15 protein-coding genes are annotated in these 13,632 nt (G+C 73.5%); 9 read left to right on the top strand and 6 right to left on the bottom strand.

Annotated elements, in window-relative coordinates; translation table 11 throughout:
* Positions 1 to 67: 67 nt before the first annotated feature.
* Positions 68 to 1,453 (bottom strand): L-serine ammonia-lyase, encoded by a 1,386-nt coding sequence (locus tag ATL31_RS04685; protein ID WP_101394752.1) that lies wholly within the window; start codon positions 1,451 to 1,453, stop codon positions 68 to 70.
* 166 nt (positions 1,454 to 1,619) lie between these two features.
* Between ATL31_RS04685 and ATL31_RS04680 the strand changes: the two genes are divergently transcribed.
* Together ATL31_RS04680 and ATL31_RS04675 are read left to right on the top strand one after the other, a co-directional pair.
* Entirely contained in the window at positions 1,620 to 2,423 is an 804-nt protein-coding gene (locus tag ATL31_RS04680) for a RecB family exonuclease (protein ID WP_101397257.1), read from the top strand.
* Positions 2,424 to 2,460: 37 nt separating this feature from the next.
* Positions 2,461 to 2,901 (top strand): VOC family protein, encoded by a 441-nt coding sequence (locus tag ATL31_RS04675; protein ID WP_101394751.1) that lies wholly within the window; start codon positions 2,461 to 2,463, stop codon positions 2,899 to 2,901.
* Positions 2,902 to 2,911: 10 nt separating this feature from the next.
* On the opposite strand, the gene ATL31_RS04670 is transcribed toward ATL31_RS04675, so the two are convergent.
* A complete protein-coding gene (locus ATL31_RS04670) occupies positions 2,912 to 3,178 on the bottom strand; it encodes a hypothetical protein (protein WP_101394750.1) in 267 nt (88 codons plus the stop codon).
* Positions 3,179 to 3,253: 75 nt separating this feature from the next.
* Here ATL31_RS04670 and ATL31_RS04665 point away from each other — a divergent pair, with 75 nt between their 5' ends.
* The 3 genes from ATL31_RS04665 (at position 3,254) to ATL31_RS04655 (ending at position 6,126) form a co-directional block, all read left to right on the top strand.
* Positions 3,254 to 4,159, top strand: coding sequence for a LysR substrate-binding domain-containing protein (locus ATL31_RS04665; RefSeq protein WP_101394749.1), 906 nt, complete (start codon positions 3,254 to 3,256; stop codon positions 4,157 to 4,159).
* Positions 4,160 to 4,205: 46 nt separating this feature from the next.
* A complete protein-coding gene (locus ATL31_RS04660) occupies positions 4,206 to 4,979 on the top strand; it encodes a ParA family protein (RefSeq protein ID WP_101394748.1) in 774 nt (257 codons plus the stop codon).
* 91 nt (positions 4,980 to 5,070) lie between these two features.
* Positions 5,071 to 6,126: an NAD(P)-dependent alcohol dehydrogenase gene (locus ATL31_RS04655; RefSeq protein WP_101394747.1), complete on the top strand. Its 1,056-nt coding sequence runs from the start codon at positions 5,071 to 5,073 to the stop codon at positions 6,124 to 6,126.
* Between the two features lie 172 nt (positions 6,127 to 6,298).
* Here ATL31_RS04655 and ATL31_RS04650 read toward each other — a convergent pair whose 3' ends face one another.
* Positions 6,299 to 7,879 (bottom strand): DEAD/DEAH box helicase, encoded by a 1,581-nt coding sequence (locus ATL31_RS04650; protein ID WP_101394746.1) that lies wholly within the window; start codon positions 7,877 to 7,879, stop codon positions 6,299 to 6,301.
* A 182-nt stretch (positions 7,880 to 8,061) separates the two neighbouring features.
* Here ATL31_RS04650 and ATL31_RS04645 point away from each other — a divergent pair, with 182 nt between their 5' ends.
* A complete protein-coding gene (locus ATL31_RS04645) occupies positions 8,062 to 8,715 on the top strand; it encodes a ferritin-like fold-containing protein (protein ID WP_101394745.1) in 654 nt (217 codons plus the stop codon).
* A 115-nt stretch (positions 8,716 to 8,830) separates the two neighbouring features.
* Here the strand turns inward: ATL31_RS04645 and ATL31_RS04640 are convergent, their stop codons facing one another.
* The 3 genes from ATL31_RS04640 to ATL31_RS04630 all read right to left on the bottom strand — a co-directional run bounded on the left by ATL31_RS04640 (position 8,831) and on the right by ATL31_RS04630 (position 10,293).
* Positions 8,831 to 9,097: a GlsB/YeaQ/YmgE family stress response membrane protein gene (locus ATL31_RS04640; protein WP_101394744.1), complete on the bottom strand. Its 267-nt coding sequence runs from the start codon at positions 9,095 to 9,097 to the stop codon at positions 8,831 to 8,833.
* A 209-nt stretch (positions 9,098 to 9,306) separates the two neighbouring features.
* The gene (locus tag ATL31_RS04635) at positions 9,307 to 9,534 is read right to left on the bottom strand and encodes a DUF3107 domain-containing protein (RefSeq protein WP_101394743.1); all 228 of its coding nucleotides are present in this window, start codon (positions 9,532 to 9,534) and stop codon (positions 9,307 to 9,309) included.
* 138 nt (positions 9,535 to 9,672) lie between these two features.
* Positions 9,673 to 10,293 carry a TetR/AcrR family transcriptional regulator gene (locus ATL31_RS04630; RefSeq protein ID WP_101394742.1) on the bottom strand — a complete coding sequence of 207 codons (621 nt, stop codon included), beginning with the start codon at positions 10,291 to 10,293 and terminating at the stop codon, positions 9,673 to 9,675.
* Between the two features lie 88 nt (positions 10,294 to 10,381).
* Here ATL31_RS04630 and ATL31_RS04625 point away from each other — a divergent pair, with 88 nt between their 5' ends.
* The 3 genes from ATL31_RS04625 (at position 10,382) to ATL31_RS04615 (ending at position 13,581) form a co-directional block, all read left to right on the top strand.
* Positions 10,382 to 11,575 (top strand): ThiF family adenylyltransferase, encoded by a 1,194-nt coding sequence (locus ATL31_RS04625; RefSeq protein WP_101394741.1) that lies wholly within the window; start codon positions 10,382 to 10,384, stop codon positions 11,573 to 11,575.
* Between the two features lie 9 nt (positions 11,576 to 11,584).
* Entirely contained in the window at positions 11,585 to 12,010 is a 426-nt protein-coding gene (locus ATL31_RS04620) for a DUF1810 domain-containing protein (protein ID WP_101394740.1), read from the top strand.
* Between the two features lie 101 nt (positions 12,011 to 12,111).
* Positions 12,112 to 13,581, top strand: a complete 1,470-nt coding sequence (locus ATL31_RS04615) for an HNH endonuclease signature motif containing protein (RefSeq protein ID WP_101394739.1) — start codon at positions 12,112 to 12,114, stop codon at positions 13,579 to 13,581.
* The last annotated feature ends 51 nt before the right edge of the window (positions 13,582 to 13,632 follow it).

The following is a 13,632-nucleotide window of genomic DNA, read 5'->3' as shown; positions in this document are numbered from 1 at the left end:
TCAGTATGCGCCCTCGGGCGCCGGGCCGCGTCGCGCGGCGTGCCGCGGCGCCTCCCGGGGGAGGCGTTCAGCACTCGATGACGTTGACCGCGAGGCCGCCGCGAGCGGTCTCCTTGTACTTGACCTTCATGTCGCGCCCGGTGTCGCGCATCGTCTTGATGGCCTTGTCGAGCGAGACCACGTTGCGCCCGTCGCCGCGCAGCGCGAGCCGAGCGGCGGTGATGGCCTTGACCGATGCCACCGCGTTGCGCTCGATGCACGGGATCTGCACGAGGCCGCCCACCGGGTCGCAGGTCAGGCCCAGGTTGTGCTCGATACCGATCTCGGCGGCGTTCTCGACCTGCTTCGGGGTCCCGCCCAGCACCTCGGTGAGGGCGCCGGCCGCCATCGAGCAGGCCGAGCCGACCTCGCCCTGGCAGCCGACCTCGGCGCCCGAGATCGACGCGTTCTCCTTGTAGAGCGTCCCGATGGCGGCCGCGGTCAGCAGGAAGCGCACCACGCCCTCGTCGTCGGCGCCCGGGACGAAGCGGGTGTAGTAGTGCAGGACGGCCGGGATGATGCCGGCCGCGCCGTTGGTCGGTGCGGTGACGATGCGCCCGCCCGAGGCGTTCTCCTCGTTGACGGCCAGGGCGTAGAGCGTGACCCAGTCCATCGCGGCCAGCGGGTCGGTGGTGTGCTCACCGCGCAGCTGGCGGGCCAGGCGCGGCGCCCGGCGCTGCACCTTGAGCCCACCGGGCAGGACACCCTCGGTGCGGCAGCCGTTCTCGACGCACTCCTGCATCACCGACCAGAGGTGCAGCAGACCGGCGCGGACCTCGGCCTCGGTGCGCCAGGCGGTCTCGTTGGCGAGCATCACGCCGCTGACGGGCAGCCCGGTCTCGTCGCAGCGCTGCAGCAGCTGGTCGCCGGTGGTGAAGGGGTGGCGGACGGGGGTGGCGTCGGGCACGATCGCGCCCTGGCCCACCTCGTCCTGGTCGAGCACGAACCCGCCCCCGACGGAGTAGTACTCGCGCGTGCGCAGCGGCTCCTCGCCCTCGGTGGGCTCGGCCGAGGCCCATGCCGTGAAGCGCATCCCGTTGCTGTGGAACGGCAGGGTCGCCCGCCGGTGCAGCAGCACGTCGGTGTCGGGGTCGCACACGATGTCGTGGGTTCCGCCCAGGTGCAGCACGCGGGAGGTGCGGACCTCGTCGACCCGGCCCTCGGCGGCGCGCGGGTCGGTGGACTCCGGCGACTCGCCCTCGAGGCCCAGCAGGACGGCCTTGACCGAGCCGTGCCCGTGGCCGGTGGCGCCGAGCGAGCCGAAGAGCTCGCCGCGCACCCGGCCCACCCGGGGCAGCAGCCCGTCGTCGCGCAGCCCCGCGGCGAACGTGTGCGCGGCCCGCATCGGGCCGACGGTGTGGGAGCTCGAGGGCCCGATGCCCACGGAGAACAGGTCGAACGAGGAGATGGCCATGGCGGGGCCAGTGTGTCACCCCGGGCCCGGTTCTGGGGACGGCCGCGGCGACGTCGGTGGCGGCCGCTACGGTCGGGGGATGGGCAGTGAGGGGGTCGAAGGGCGTCCGCGGGGGGCGCAGCAGCCGGCGCCGCGCCCGGCACCGCGGCAGGCGGCGCTGCCCGGCATGCCCGAGCCACTGTGGGGCGGCAGTCCCAGCAAGCTCCTCGCGTTCCTCGACTGCCCGCGCCGCTACCGGATGACCTACCTCGACCGGCCGGCGCCCGAGAAGCGCCGCCCGCGGGCGCACACCTCGCTCGGCATCGCGGTGCACAACGCGCTGCGTGACTACTGGGACCTCCCCGCCCCCGACCCCGTGGCGGGCGGTCGCCTGGTCGAGAAGGCGTGGATCGACGTCGGCTTCCGCGACGGCGAGCAGTCCCGGCGCTGGAAGGCCCGGATGCGCGACGCCGTCACGGCCTACCTCGAGGCGCACCCTCCACAGGCCCGGCCCGTCGGCATCGAGCGCACCGCGTCGTTCGTCAGCGGCGACCTGCGCGTCCAGGGCCGCATCGACCGGCTCGACGACCGCGGCGGCGAGCTGGTGGTCGTCGACTACAAGACCTCGCGCGTGCCCTCCACCGACGACGACGCCCGCACCTCGATGCCGATGGCCCTCTACGCGGCGGCCGTCTGGAAGATGTTCCGCCGCCCGGTGCGCCGCGTCGAGCTGCACCACGTCCCCAGTGGCACGGTGGCCGCCCACGAGCACACCCCCGAGTCGCTCGGGCGGCACGTCGAGCGGGCCCGCTCGATCATGCGCGACGCACGCCGGGCCGACGCCGACCACGCCCGCCACGGCGCCGCGTCCGAGCTCTTCCCCCCGGTCACCGGGCCGCTGTGCTCCTGGTGCGACCTGCGGGCGCACTGCCCCGAGGGGCGGGCCGCGGCACCCGAGAAGTCGGACTGGGCCGCGCTCGGCGATGACTGAGCGCGGCGCTGTCACCGGGCCGTGCCAGGCTCGGGGGATGGAGCAGCGCATCTCGTTCGTCACCATCGCCACCGCCGACCTCGAGGCCTCGCGCCGCTTCTACGTCGACGGGCTGGGATGGGAGCCCGAGCTCCACGTGCCGGGGGAGGTGGTGATGCTCACGGCCGGGGAGCGGCTCGTGCTCTCGCTCTGGGACCGGGCGGCGTTCGAGGCCGAGCTCGGCGGCACCACGGTCAGCGGGCCGGGGCTGCTGCCCTTCACCCTGTCCCACAACGTCGAGACCCCCGCGCTCGTCGACGAGGTGCTGAGGCTCGCCGCGGCCGCAGGGGCGTTGGTGGGGGGTGCCACCGACCGCGAGTGGGGTGGCTACACGGGCTACTTCGCCGACCCCGACGGGGTGCGGTGGGAGGTCGCCTGGAACCCCGGCCCGATCGGGCTACGGGTGGTGCCGACGACCGACACCACCCCGCGGGGCTGACCGGCTCGGCTCAGAGGCCGGCGGCGCGGCGCAGCGGCGTCTGGCCCTGGTAGAAGGCCTGGAGGTTGTCGCTGAGGATGCTGCGGATCATCGGGGCCTCGGCCACGCCGTTGCCCGCGGCGTCCTGGGCGTCGACCATGGCGAGGAGGTCCTCGATCTCGGCCGGCGTGCGGTAGGTCGAGAGGTCGGCGCGCAGCCGACGGGCCTGGGCACGCCGCTCACGGCGCTCGCGCAGGTCGTCCTTGACGGTGGTCCAGAGTGCGGTGCTGTTGGTCATGAGTCCAGTGTTCGCCGTCGCAACTCATGCGTCCAATGAATTCGGGACATAGATGGAATGCACTATCGTCATGGGATGGACACCGATGCACTGCGCTGGTTCCAGCTCGTCGCCGACGGCTACACCGTCACCGAGGTCAGCGACGTCTTCGGGGTCAGCCAGCCCGGGGTCTCGCGGGCGCTGGCCCGCCTCGAGGCCGAGGTCGGCACCCCGCTGCTGCACCGCCAGGGCCGAGTCCTGCGGATGACGCACGCCGGTACCGCCTTCAAGCGGCACGTCGACACGCTGGTCAACAGCCTCGACGACGGGCTGGCCGCCGTCTCCGAGCTCGTCGACCCCGAGAGCGGCGTGGTCACCCTCGCGTTCCCGCTGAGCCTCGGCAGCTGGCTGGTGCCCAGCCTGGTGGGGGCGTTCCGCCGCGAGCATCCCCGGGTCCACATCGCGCTCGAGCGCACGGTGGTGGGCGAGCACGGGCGGGCCTCCACGCAGCTGAGCACCCGCCGGGCCGACCTCGAGCTCACGGCCCACCGGGTGGCGGGCCAGGGCATCGCCTGGCAACGGGTGCTCGTCGAGCCGCTGGTGCTGGCGGTGGGCCTCGGGCACCGCCTGGCCGGGCGCGACCGCGTCGCGCTGGCCGAGGTCGCCGACGAGCCGTTCGTCATGCGCGCGGCGCCGTCCGGGATGCGCGAGCAGGTGCGCGACCTCTGCCGCGGCGCCGGCTTCGAGCCCGACATCTCGGTCGAGGCGGCCGACCTGCCGACCATCCACGGCTTCGTGGCCGCGGGGTTCGGAGTGGCGGTGGTGCCCGCCCAGGGGCTGCCCACGCCGACGACCTTCGCGCGGACCCGGCTGGTGCCGCTCACCGACCCCGAGGCGCACCGCGAGGTGGGCCTGGCGTGGGTCGAGGGTCGGCCGCTGCTGCCGTCGGCCGTCACCTTCCGGCGCTTCGTGCTGGCGTCGGGTGAGCACCCGGCCGGATGAGAGGATCGGGCCGTCCCCCGCGGCCCCCGTCCGAAAGGCTCGCCCGATGGCGTCCAAGCGCAAGGCCACGATCATCGCCCTCGCCAACCAGAAGGGCGGCGTCGCCAAGACCACCTCGGTGGCCTCGCTCGGAGCGGCCTTCGCCGAGGCCGGGCGCCGCGTCCTGCTCGTCGACCTCGACCCCCAGGCCTGTCTGACCTTCAGCCTCGGCATCGACCCCGACACCGTCGAGGCCTCGATCCACGACGTGCTGCTCGGCGGCACGACCATCGCCGACGTCGTGCACCGCTGCGACGACGGCGTCGACCTCGTGCCCAGCTCGATCGAGCTGGCGGGCGCCGAGGCCGTGCTGCTGGGGCGCCCGGCCCGCGAGTACGTGCTGCGCGACGCCCTCGACACCGTGCGCAAGGACTACGACGTCATCGTGCTCGACTGCAGCCCGAGCCTGGGGGTCCTCACCCTCAACGCGCTGACGGCCGCGCAGGGCCTGGTCATCCCGATGCCCTGCGAGATGCTCAGCCACCGCGGGGTCGGCCAGCTGCTCGACACCGTCAAGGACGTCAAGCGCATCCTCAACAAGAAGCTCAAGGTCATCGGCATCCTCCCGACCCTCTTCGACGGGCGCAGCACCCACGCCCGCGAGGTGCTCGAGGACGTCGGCGACCGCTACGGCCTGCCCGTCCTCTCGCCCCCGATCCCCAAGACGGTGCGCTTCGCCGAGGCCCCGGCGGTGGGCCGCTCGATCCTCGCGACGGCCCGCACGTCCAAGGGCGCCACGGCCTACCGCGAGGTCGCCGCGAGCCTGCTCGAAAGCCTCTGACCGTATTCCCTTGAGCGCGGTGAGAACGTTCACCGCGGGTTCGACAGTGCTGGTTGGACCCCGGGCGGGCCCGCTCCCTAGAGTCGAGAGCATGACGACCACCACCCCCGCACTGATCGCCGACTCCGCGTCCTCCGGCTTCCGCCACGGCACCATCGAGCAGCGCGACCTGCGCCCCGACGACGTCCGCATCGACGTCGCGTACGCCGGCATCTGCCACTCCGACATCCACACCGTCCGTGAGGAGTGGGGCACCGCCCACTTCCCGCTGGTCACCGGCCACGAGATCGCCGGCACCGTCGCCGCGGTGGGCGACGCCGTCACCAAGTACAAGGTCGGCGACCGCGTCGGCGTCGGCTGCCTCGTCGACTCCTGCGGCGAGTGCGAGATGTGCCGCGACGACCACGAGAACTTCTGCACCAAGGGCTCGGTCGGCACCTACAACGACCAGGGCTACGACGGCGAGTGGACCACCGGCGGCTACGCCCAGCAGGTCGTCGCCAGCGAGCGGTTCGTACTCGGCATCCCCGAGGGCATCGAGCTCTCGCAGGCCGCTCCGCTGCTCTGCGCCGGCATCACCACCTACACCCCGCTCGTCCGCTGGGGTGCCGGCCCGGGCAAGAAGGTCGCCGTCGTCGGGATGGGCGGCCTCGGCCACATGGGCGTCAAGATCGCCGTCGCGCTCGGCGCCGAGGTGACCGTCCTGTCGCAGACCCTCTCCAAGGAGGAGGACGGCCGCGCGTTCGGTGCGACCGACTACCGCGCCACCAGCGACGAGCAGACCTTCAAGGACCTGCGCGGCCAGTTCGACCTCATCCTCTGCACCGTCTCGGCCGACCTGCCGGTCGACAAGTACCTGCGGCTGCTGAAGACCTTCGGGACCTTCGTGATGGTCGGCCTGCCCGAGAACCCCCAGGCGCTGCACTTCGGCTCGCTGATCATGGGCGACAAGGTCATGACCGGCTCGAACATCGGCGGCATCAAGGGCACCCAGGAGATGCTGGACTTCTGCGCCGAGCACGGCATCGGGGCCACCGTCGAGGTCATCTCGGCCGATGAGGTCGGCGACGCCTACGACAAGGTCGTCGGCTCCAAGGTCCGCTACCGCTACGTGATCGACACCAGCACCATCACCCCCGCGGCCTGACCGCAGGCACGGCAACGGCCGTCGGCATCCCTCGTGGTACCGACGGCCGTCGTCGTCCCACAGGGTGACAGGAGCCGGTGACACCGCGCGGGTGTTCGGCGGAACCGGCCCCTGACACGACCGCGCCGTGACCCCTCGGGGTCACGGCGCGGTCGTTCGTGTTCAGGTGCGCTCAGGCCTGGGTGGCCTCGCCGGCCGGCTCGCCACCCCGGGTGCGGCGACGGTTGCGGCTCCGGCGCGGACGATCGGCGCCGTCCTCCGTGCGGCCCTCGGGCCGCTCGGCGCGCTCGCCCCCGCGGCCCCGGCCGCCGTCACGGGAACCCCCGTCCCGGGAGCCGCCGTCGCGGCCGCCGCGGCCGTCGCGACCGCCGCCGTCACGGCCGCCGCGACCACCCCGGCCGCCGGACTTGCCCGTCTCGCCCAGGTCCTCGAGCACCTCGGCCTCGAGGCCCTCACGGGTGCGCAGGGCACGCGGCAGGCGGCCCTTGGACCCCTCGGGGATCGAGAGGTCGGAGTAGAGGTGCGGCGAGGAGGAGTAGGTCTCGACCGGCTCGGGCATCCCGAGGTCGAGGACCCGGTTGATCATGCCCCAGCGGTGCAGGTCGTCCCAGTCGACGAAGGTGACCGCGATGCCGGTGTTGCCGGCGCGCGCGGTGCGCCCGATGCGGTGCAGGTAGGTCTTCTCGTCCTCGGGGCACTGGTAGTTGATGACGTGGGTGACGTTGTCGACGTCGATGCCGCGGGCCGCGACGTCGGTGGCGACGAGGATGTCGACCTTGCCGTTGCGGAAGGCGCGCAGGGCCTGCTCGCGCGCGCCCTGGCCGAGGTCGCCGTGGATGGCGGCGGCCGCGAAGCCGCGCTCGGCGAGGTCGTCGGCGACCTTGGCGGCGGTGCGCTTGGTGCGGCTGAAGATGATGGTCAGGCCACGGTCCTTCGCCTGCAGCATCCGGGCCAGCATCTCGACCTTGTCCATCGCGTGGGCGCGGTAGACGAACTGCTCGACGGCCTTGACCGTGTGCGCGTTCTCCTGGTCGTCGCCCATCGCGCGGATGTGCGTCGGCTGGTTCATGTAGCGGCGGGCCAGGGTGACGACGGCGCCCGGCATGGTGGCCGAGAACAGCATCGTCTGGCGGCCGGCGGGGGTCATCGCGAGGATCTTCTCGACGTCGGGCAGGAACCCGAGGTCGAGCATCTCGTCGGCCTCGTCGAGGACCACGATGCGCGCGTTGCCGAGGTCGAGGTGGCCCTGCTGGGCGAGGTCGATGAGGCGGCCGGGGGTGCCGACGACGACCTCGACGCCGCGGCGCAGCGCCTCGACCTGCGGCTCGTAGGCGCGGCCGCCGTAGACGGTGAGGACGCGGATGCCGCGCTTGCGGCCGGCCCTCTCGAGGTCGCCCGAGACCTGCACGGCGAGCTCACGGGTCGGGGCCACGGCCAGCGCCTGCGGCTTGCCGGCAGCCGGCAGGGTGGCGAAGGCGGCGTCGTCGGGGGAGACCACGCGGTTCAGGATGGGGATGCCGAAGCCGAGCGTCTTGCCGGTGCCGGTCTTGGCCTGGCCGATGATGTCGTGGCCGCCGAGGGCGACCGGCAGGGTCATGGCCTGGATGGGGAACGGGGTGGTGATGTTGTGCTCGGCCAGCGCGGCCACGATGTCGGGGTGGATCGGGAAGTCGGCGAAGGTCGGCTCGGGGGCCGCGGGGGCGGGCGCAGCCGCCTCGTCGGGCACGGTCGGGCTGTCGGTGACGTCGGTCATGGGTTCTCTTCCGGTCGGCGGGCGCGGGAGAGCGCCTGCGCAGGAGCTGCGGGCCGATCGGGGGTCTTCGGAGGCGGGACGGCGTGTGCTGCGGCGCCGGGGTCCCACCCATCAAGGTCACTCACGTTCGTGCCGACCGGGCACCGTGGACGGGGCCATGCTACCGGTTAGGCTCGCTGACCATGGACGCAACCCCGCCGGGCGCCGCCGTCGTCGACCTCCTCGGCGTGCTCGCGCACGGTGAGCTGACGGCGTTCATCCGGATGGCGGTCGACGCCGACCTGGCGCCCACTCTGGCGCTCAAGGCGTCGATGGGGCAGGTGGCGTGCACGGACTTCGCGCGGTTCACCCAGCTGGTCGAGCACATGCGCGCGCGGGGGATCGACCCCGACGCCGCCATGGCGCCGTTCGTCACGCCCATCACCGCCTTCCACGAGCGCACCCGGCCCAAGGGCTGGCTCGAGGGGCTGGTCAAGGCCTACGTGGGAGACGGCATCGCCAAGGACTTCTACCGCGAGATGTCGGCCTTCGTCGACGAGGACACCCGCGCCGCGATGCGCGCGACCCTCGAGGACGACGGCCACGCCGACTTCATCGTGCAGATCGTGCGCGACACCATCCGCAGCGACCGCCGGGCAGCGGGGAGGCTCGCCCTGTGGGGCCGGCGGCTGCTGGGGGAGGCGCTGTCGCAGGCACAGGCGGTGGCGGTCGAGCGCGATGCCATGGCCGCGCTGCTCGTGGGCGGCGGTGCCGACCTGGCCGAGGTGGGCCGGATGTTCACCCGCCTCACCGACAACCACCAGGCGCGGATGGCGAGGTTGGGTCTGGAGGCCTGAGGCCGCCCTGCCCCCCGCGCCGGCTCGATCGCCCGGCGGCCGATGACGCACGAAGGCCCCCGCCGAGATGGCGGGGGCCTTCGTGTGCTCGACCGGGAAGGTCGGGTGCGCTCGCTCAGCGAGCGACGTGGTTGCGGGAGGTGACCCGCTCGTAGCCGACGATGAGGACGGCGGCGACGATGATCGAGATGATCCAGCGGAGCCAGTCGACGCCGTTGGTGGTCTGCACACCCAGCAGGCCGGCCAGGAACCAGCCGATGAGCGCGCCCAGGATGCCGAGCACGATGGTGATGACCCAGCTGATGTTCTGACGACCGGGCAGAGCAAGGCGGGCCAGGATGCCCACGATGATGCCGGCGATGATCGAACCGATGATGGACACGGTTCCTCCTTCGCGGGGATGTGACCCCGATGTGGTCCGTTCCGGCACCGTGGCGGTCAGCCTCGGCACCGGGGCCGGGAACCCCGGCACGACCACGACGCTAGACCTTCGACGAAGTTTCGTCAAAGATTCGACACGGCGGGTCGGTCTCCAGTGTCCGCGCTGGTCAGAGACGTTTATCCCCGACGAAAGGGGGAACCGCCCCTCCGTCAGACGTTGCCGAACCCGACCTTGCCCTTCTCGGTCTCGCCGACCTGCACCCAGCCCATGGAGCGGCCGGGGACCAGCACGGTGCGGCCCTTGGTGTCGGTCAGCCGCAGCACGCCGTCGGGGCTGGCGAGGGCCGCGTCGACGGCCCGGGCGACCTCGGCGGCGTCGGCGTCGGTCTCGACGGTGAGCTCGCGGGAGACGTTCTGGACACCGATGGTGACCTCCACGGGGCACGACCTTTCGTTCACGCGCGGGACCGGCCCGCGGCGGGTTGGGGACTCCTGCCCAGGCTAACCGTCGGGCCGGACACCCTGTTCCAGGTGGCGACCCGTGTTCGCTCTGGGCTCAGCGCCCGAGAGCGGCCGTCAGTCGCCGACCTTGGGGAACGAACCCAGCCCGCGCCAGGCCAGGGCGCTGATGATGGCGGCGGCCTCGGCCTCGGGAATGCCGCCGTCCTGCGCCAGCCAGTGCCGTGCCGACACCTGGGCCATCCCGGCCAGGGCCGAGCCGAGGAGCAGGGCGCGCTCGTCGTCGGCGCCGGTGTCCTCGGCGATGACCTCGGCGATCGCCTCCGCGCACGCCATCTCGACCGAGTCCAGCCGGGCCCGCACCTGCGGCACGCTGGTGAGGTCGGACTCGAACACCATCCGGAAGGCGGCGTCCTCGCGGGTGACGAAGGCGAAGTAGGCGGCCACGGTGGCGCGCACCCGGGCCTCGTTGTCGCCGTCGGTGGCGCCCAGGGCCCGCCGGACGAGCTGCTCGAGGGTGTCGCAGTGGGTGTCGAGCAGGGCCAGGTAGAGGTCGAGCTTGCCGGGGAAGTGCTGGTAGAGGACGGGCTTGGAGACCCCTGCGCGCTCGGCGATCTCGTCCATCGCCGCGGCGTGGTAGCCCGACTGCACGAACACGGCCTGGGCCGCCTCGAGCAGCTGGGCCCGTCGCTCGCTGCGGGGCATGCGGGCGCTGCGGGGGCCTGCGGTGCTGGTCATGGTTCCTCCGTCGGCGGATGTGCGCGCGCCATCCTACGGAGCGGTAGCGCCCGCGGGCCGGCGTGGTCCCGGGTGTTAGGTTCGCGCCATGGCGCGACCTCCGCTGGTGCCGCTCGGCCCGGAGCTCTCCGGGCCCGAGCGCACGCGCTTCGCCCGCCACCTCCTGCTGCCCGACCTCGGCCTGGACGGCCAGCGGCGGCTGCGCTCGGCCCGGGTGCTGGTCGTGGGGGCCGGTGGCCTGGGCTCGCCGGCGCTGCTGTACCTCGCGGCCGCCGGTGTGGGCACCATCGGGGTCGTCGACGACGACGTCGTCGAGGTCACCAACCTCCAGCGCCAGGTGGTGCACGGGGTCGACGACGTGGGGCGGGCCAAGGTCGACTCGGCGGCCGACGCCGTGGCGGCCATCTCGCCCGGGACCGTCGTCGTGCGACACCGCGACCGCCTCGACGCGCTGACCGCGCTGGGCGTGCTGGCCGACTACGACCTGGTGCTCGACGGCGCCGACAACTTCCCGACCCGCTACCTGGTGGGCGACGCCTGCGCCCGGCTCGGCATCCCGCACGTGTGGGGCTCGGTGTACCGGTTCGACGGCCAGGTGTCCGTGTGGTGGGCGGGCGAGGGGCCCTGCTACGCCTGCGTCTTCCCGAGCCAGCCGCCCGCGGGGGCCGTCCCCTCGTGCGCGGTCGGCGGCGTGCTGGGGGCGGTGTGCGCGTCCGTGGGGTCGGTGATGGCCACCGAGGCGGTCAAGCTCGTGGCCGGCATCGGCGACCCGCTGGTCGGCCGGCTGCTGGTGCACGACGCGCTGCGGCAGACGTGGGACGCCGTGCCGGTGCGCCGCGACCCGGGATGCCGCGTGTGCGGGTCAGGGGCCGACGCCACCCGGGCGCTCGGCTGGGCCACGGTGCACCAGGGGGCCGGGGCCGACAGGGAGGGGCCGACGGCGGCCGAGGTCGCGCGTCCGAGTGTCGACGTCGCCGAGCTGGCGCGGCTGCTCGACGAACGGAGCTCCGGGGGAGCCGGTTTCGTGCTGCTCGACGTCCGCGAGCCGGGGGAGCGTGACGTGGCCGCCATCCCCGGGTCCGAACTCGTCCCGATGGGACTCGTGCGCGACGGCGCCGAGGTGCCGGGCGCGTCGGGGCGGGTCTACGTGCACTGCAAGTCGGGCGGGCGCTCGGCCGAGGCGGTCGACCTGCTGCGGGCGCGCGGGGTCGACGCGGTCGACGTCGAGGGCGGCATCCTGGCGTGGTCGCGCGAGGTCGACCCGTCGGTGCCCACGTACTGAGGAGGGCGGATGGTCGAAGGCGTCGAGCGGTTCGTGGCGGCGCAGGACGCCGGGGGCGCGTACGGGGCCGCGCTCGGCGAGCTGCGTGCGGGGCGCAAGCGCGGGCACTGGATCTGGTTCGTGCTGCCGCAGGTGGAGGGCCTGGGGTCGAGCGGGATGTCGCAGCGGTACGGGCTGCGCGGGCTCGACGAGGCGGGGGCGTACCTGGCCCACCCGGTGCTGGGGCCGCGGCTGCTGGCGTGCGTCGAGGCGCTGCTCGCGGTGCGCGGGAGTGACGCCGAGGCGGTGCTCGGCGCGGTCGACGCGATGAAGCTGCGCTCGTCGATGACCGTGTTCTCGCGCGCCGCCGAGGGGGAGGATGCGGCGCCGTTCCGGGCCGTGCTCGACCGGTTCTTCGAGGGCGCCGAGGACCCGCGGACCGTCGCCCTGCTGTGAGGCGGTGCGAAGGAGCGAAGTGCGCGAAAGATGTTCTGCGGTAGGCGATCTCCTGTGGCTTGCCGCTTGTCTTCGTACGCGTGTTCGGGTATCATTTCTCCATGGACAGGGGGCAGCTCAGCAGGCGTATCGCGGCCGCGCGTGCGGAGGTCGCGGCGCTGGGGTGTGCGCTGGCCGAGCACGGCCGAAGCCTGGATGCCGGTGAGTGCTACGAGCTGGCCGGAGAGCTGCAGGGGGTGGTGAACGCGGCCGAGGGCGCCCAGGGTGTCGCGGCGGCGTTGGGGGCGCGGGTCGAGGTGCGGCTGTCGGGGGACGGGCCGGTGGAGCGGACGCATGCGGTGGGGTACGTGGACCAGATGGCGGCGAGCCTGGTCGCTCTCGAAGCTGGCCTGACGGAGGGGCTGGCCGGAAGGAAGGTGCACCTCGGCGCGGCCCTCGGTGAGCGGTTCCCCCTGGTCCGCGACCGGGTCCTCGCGGGGGATGTGGCGGCGGCGACGGCGCACAAGGTCGTCGACGCGTGTGCGGGGTTGGATGTCGTGGCGTGCGGGCGGGTGGACGCGGAGGTCGCCGGCCGCCTGGCGGACCTGGACCCGGCGCAGGTGACCGCGCACGTCCGCCGGGTCGCGACCCGGGTCGCGGCCGACCAGGTCGCCGCGCAGGTGTCGAAGACCCGCCGCACCCGGACGGTGGAGGTGCGGCCCGGCCCGGACGGGCTCACCGACGTCTACGCGCTGCTCCCAACGGCGACCGTGGCCGCGGCCTGGGCCGCGACCGAGCAGCTCGCCGGGGAGTACCGGCAGGTGGACGACAGCTTGACGCTCTCCGAGGCCCGCGCGGACGCGTTCGGGGACCTGCTCCTGCGGAACGTGACGGTGTCGGCCCAGGTGACGCTCGGAGTGCCGGTGGTCACCGACCGACCAGCGCCCGAACCCGCGATCGTCGAGACCATCGAGGTGCCCTGGGGCGACGACGACACGGTCATCGACGCCTACACCGGCGAGGAGACCCGCTTCGCCGACCTCCCCCCGGAGGCGCAGCGGCTGTTCGAGACCACCACGATGACCGTCGACCCGGACCCCACCCCGGTGCCCATGGCGCAGGTCACGCCCGGGTTCGCCGTGTCCGGCACCCAGCTCGCGGGCCTCGGCTGGGTCGACGCCGCCACCGTCGCCAACCTCCTCAAGGTTCTCCCCCTGGACGTGGCGCGGGCCGTGCTGGACGCCGACACCGGCACCCTCGCCTCCCTCACCACCAGCGCCTACCGCCCACCCCAGGCCATGCGGGACTTCGTCACCACCCGGGACGGGACCTGCCGGATGTGGGGCTGCACGAGACGGGCCGAGTACACCGACCTCGACCACACCAGACCCTGGCCCGACGGCGCCACCTCACCGACCGACCTGGCGTGCCTCTGCCGGCGGCATCACCGGCTGAAGCAGCAGGGCCGCTGGCGACCCCGGCTCGACCCCGACGGCACCCTCACCTGGACCTCACCCTCCGGCACGCGCCGCGTCACCGAACCGGCCCACCGCGTCGCTGCCTCCGCCCCACCCGACGTGCCTCCCTTCTGACCGTCGGCGCCGGTCGTCGGTCGCCACGCCGCGCTGTCGGAGCGGCGTGAT

Source organism: Phycicoccus duodecadis (assembly GCF_002846495.1).
Classification (GTDB): Bacteria; Actinomycetota; Actinomycetes; order Actinomycetales; family Dermatophilaceae; genus Phycicoccus; species Phycicoccus duodecadis.
Note: the sequence above shows the minus strand (reverse complement) of the source record. Positions and strands in the feature narration are given on the sequence as shown.

Excerpts from the sequence above, each read along its gene's own strand:
- ATL31_RS04685 (WP_101394752.1), bottom strand. The coding sequence starts at position 1,453 with ATGGCCATCTCCTCGTTCGACCTGTTCTCCGTGGGCATCGGGCCCTCG.
- ATL31_RS04680 (WP_101397257.1), top strand. The coding sequence starts at position 1,620 with ATGCCCGAGCCACTGTGGGGCGGCAGTCCCAGCAAGCTCCTCGCGTTC.
- ATL31_RS04675 (WP_101394751.1), top strand. The coding sequence starts at position 2,461 with ATGGAGCAGCGCATCTCGTTCGTCACCATCGCCACCGCCGACCTCGAG.
- ATL31_RS04670 (WP_101394750.1), bottom strand. The coding sequence starts at position 3,178 with ATGACCAACAGCACCGCACTCTGGACCACCGTCAAGGACGACCTGCGC.
- ATL31_RS04665 (WP_101394749.1), top strand. The coding sequence starts at position 3,254 with ATGGACACCGATGCACTGCGCTGGTTCCAGCTCGTCGCCGACGGCTAC.
- ATL31_RS04660 (WP_101394748.1), top strand. The coding sequence starts at position 4,206 with ATGGCGTCCAAGCGCAAGGCCACGATCATCGCCCTCGCCAACCAGAAG.
- ATL31_RS04655 (WP_101394747.1), top strand. The coding sequence starts at position 5,071 with ATGACGACCACCACCCCCGCACTGATCGCCGACTCCGCGTCCTCCGGC.
- ATL31_RS04650 (WP_101394746.1), bottom strand. The coding sequence starts at position 7,879 with ATGACCGACGTCACCGACAGCCCGACCGTGCCCGACGAGGCGGCTGCG.
- ATL31_RS04645 (WP_101394745.1), top strand. The coding sequence starts at position 8,062 with ATGGACGCAACCCCGCCGGGCGCCGCCGTCGTCGACCTCCTCGGCGTG.
- ATL31_RS04630 (WP_101394742.1), bottom strand. The coding sequence starts at position 10,293 with ATGACCAGCACCGCAGGCCCCCGCAGCGCCCGCATGCCCCGCAGCGAG.
- ATL31_RS04625 (WP_101394741.1), top strand. The coding sequence starts at position 10,382 with ATGGCGCGACCTCCGCTGGTGCCGCTCGGCCCGGAGCTCTCCGGGCCC.
- ATL31_RS04620 (WP_101394740.1), top strand. The coding sequence starts at position 11,585 with ATGGTCGAAGGCGTCGAGCGGTTCGTGGCGGCGCAGGACGCCGGGGGC.
- ATL31_RS04615 (WP_101394739.1), top strand. The coding sequence starts at position 12,112 with ATGGACAGGGGGCAGCTCAGCAGGCGTATCGCGGCCGCGCGTGCGGAG.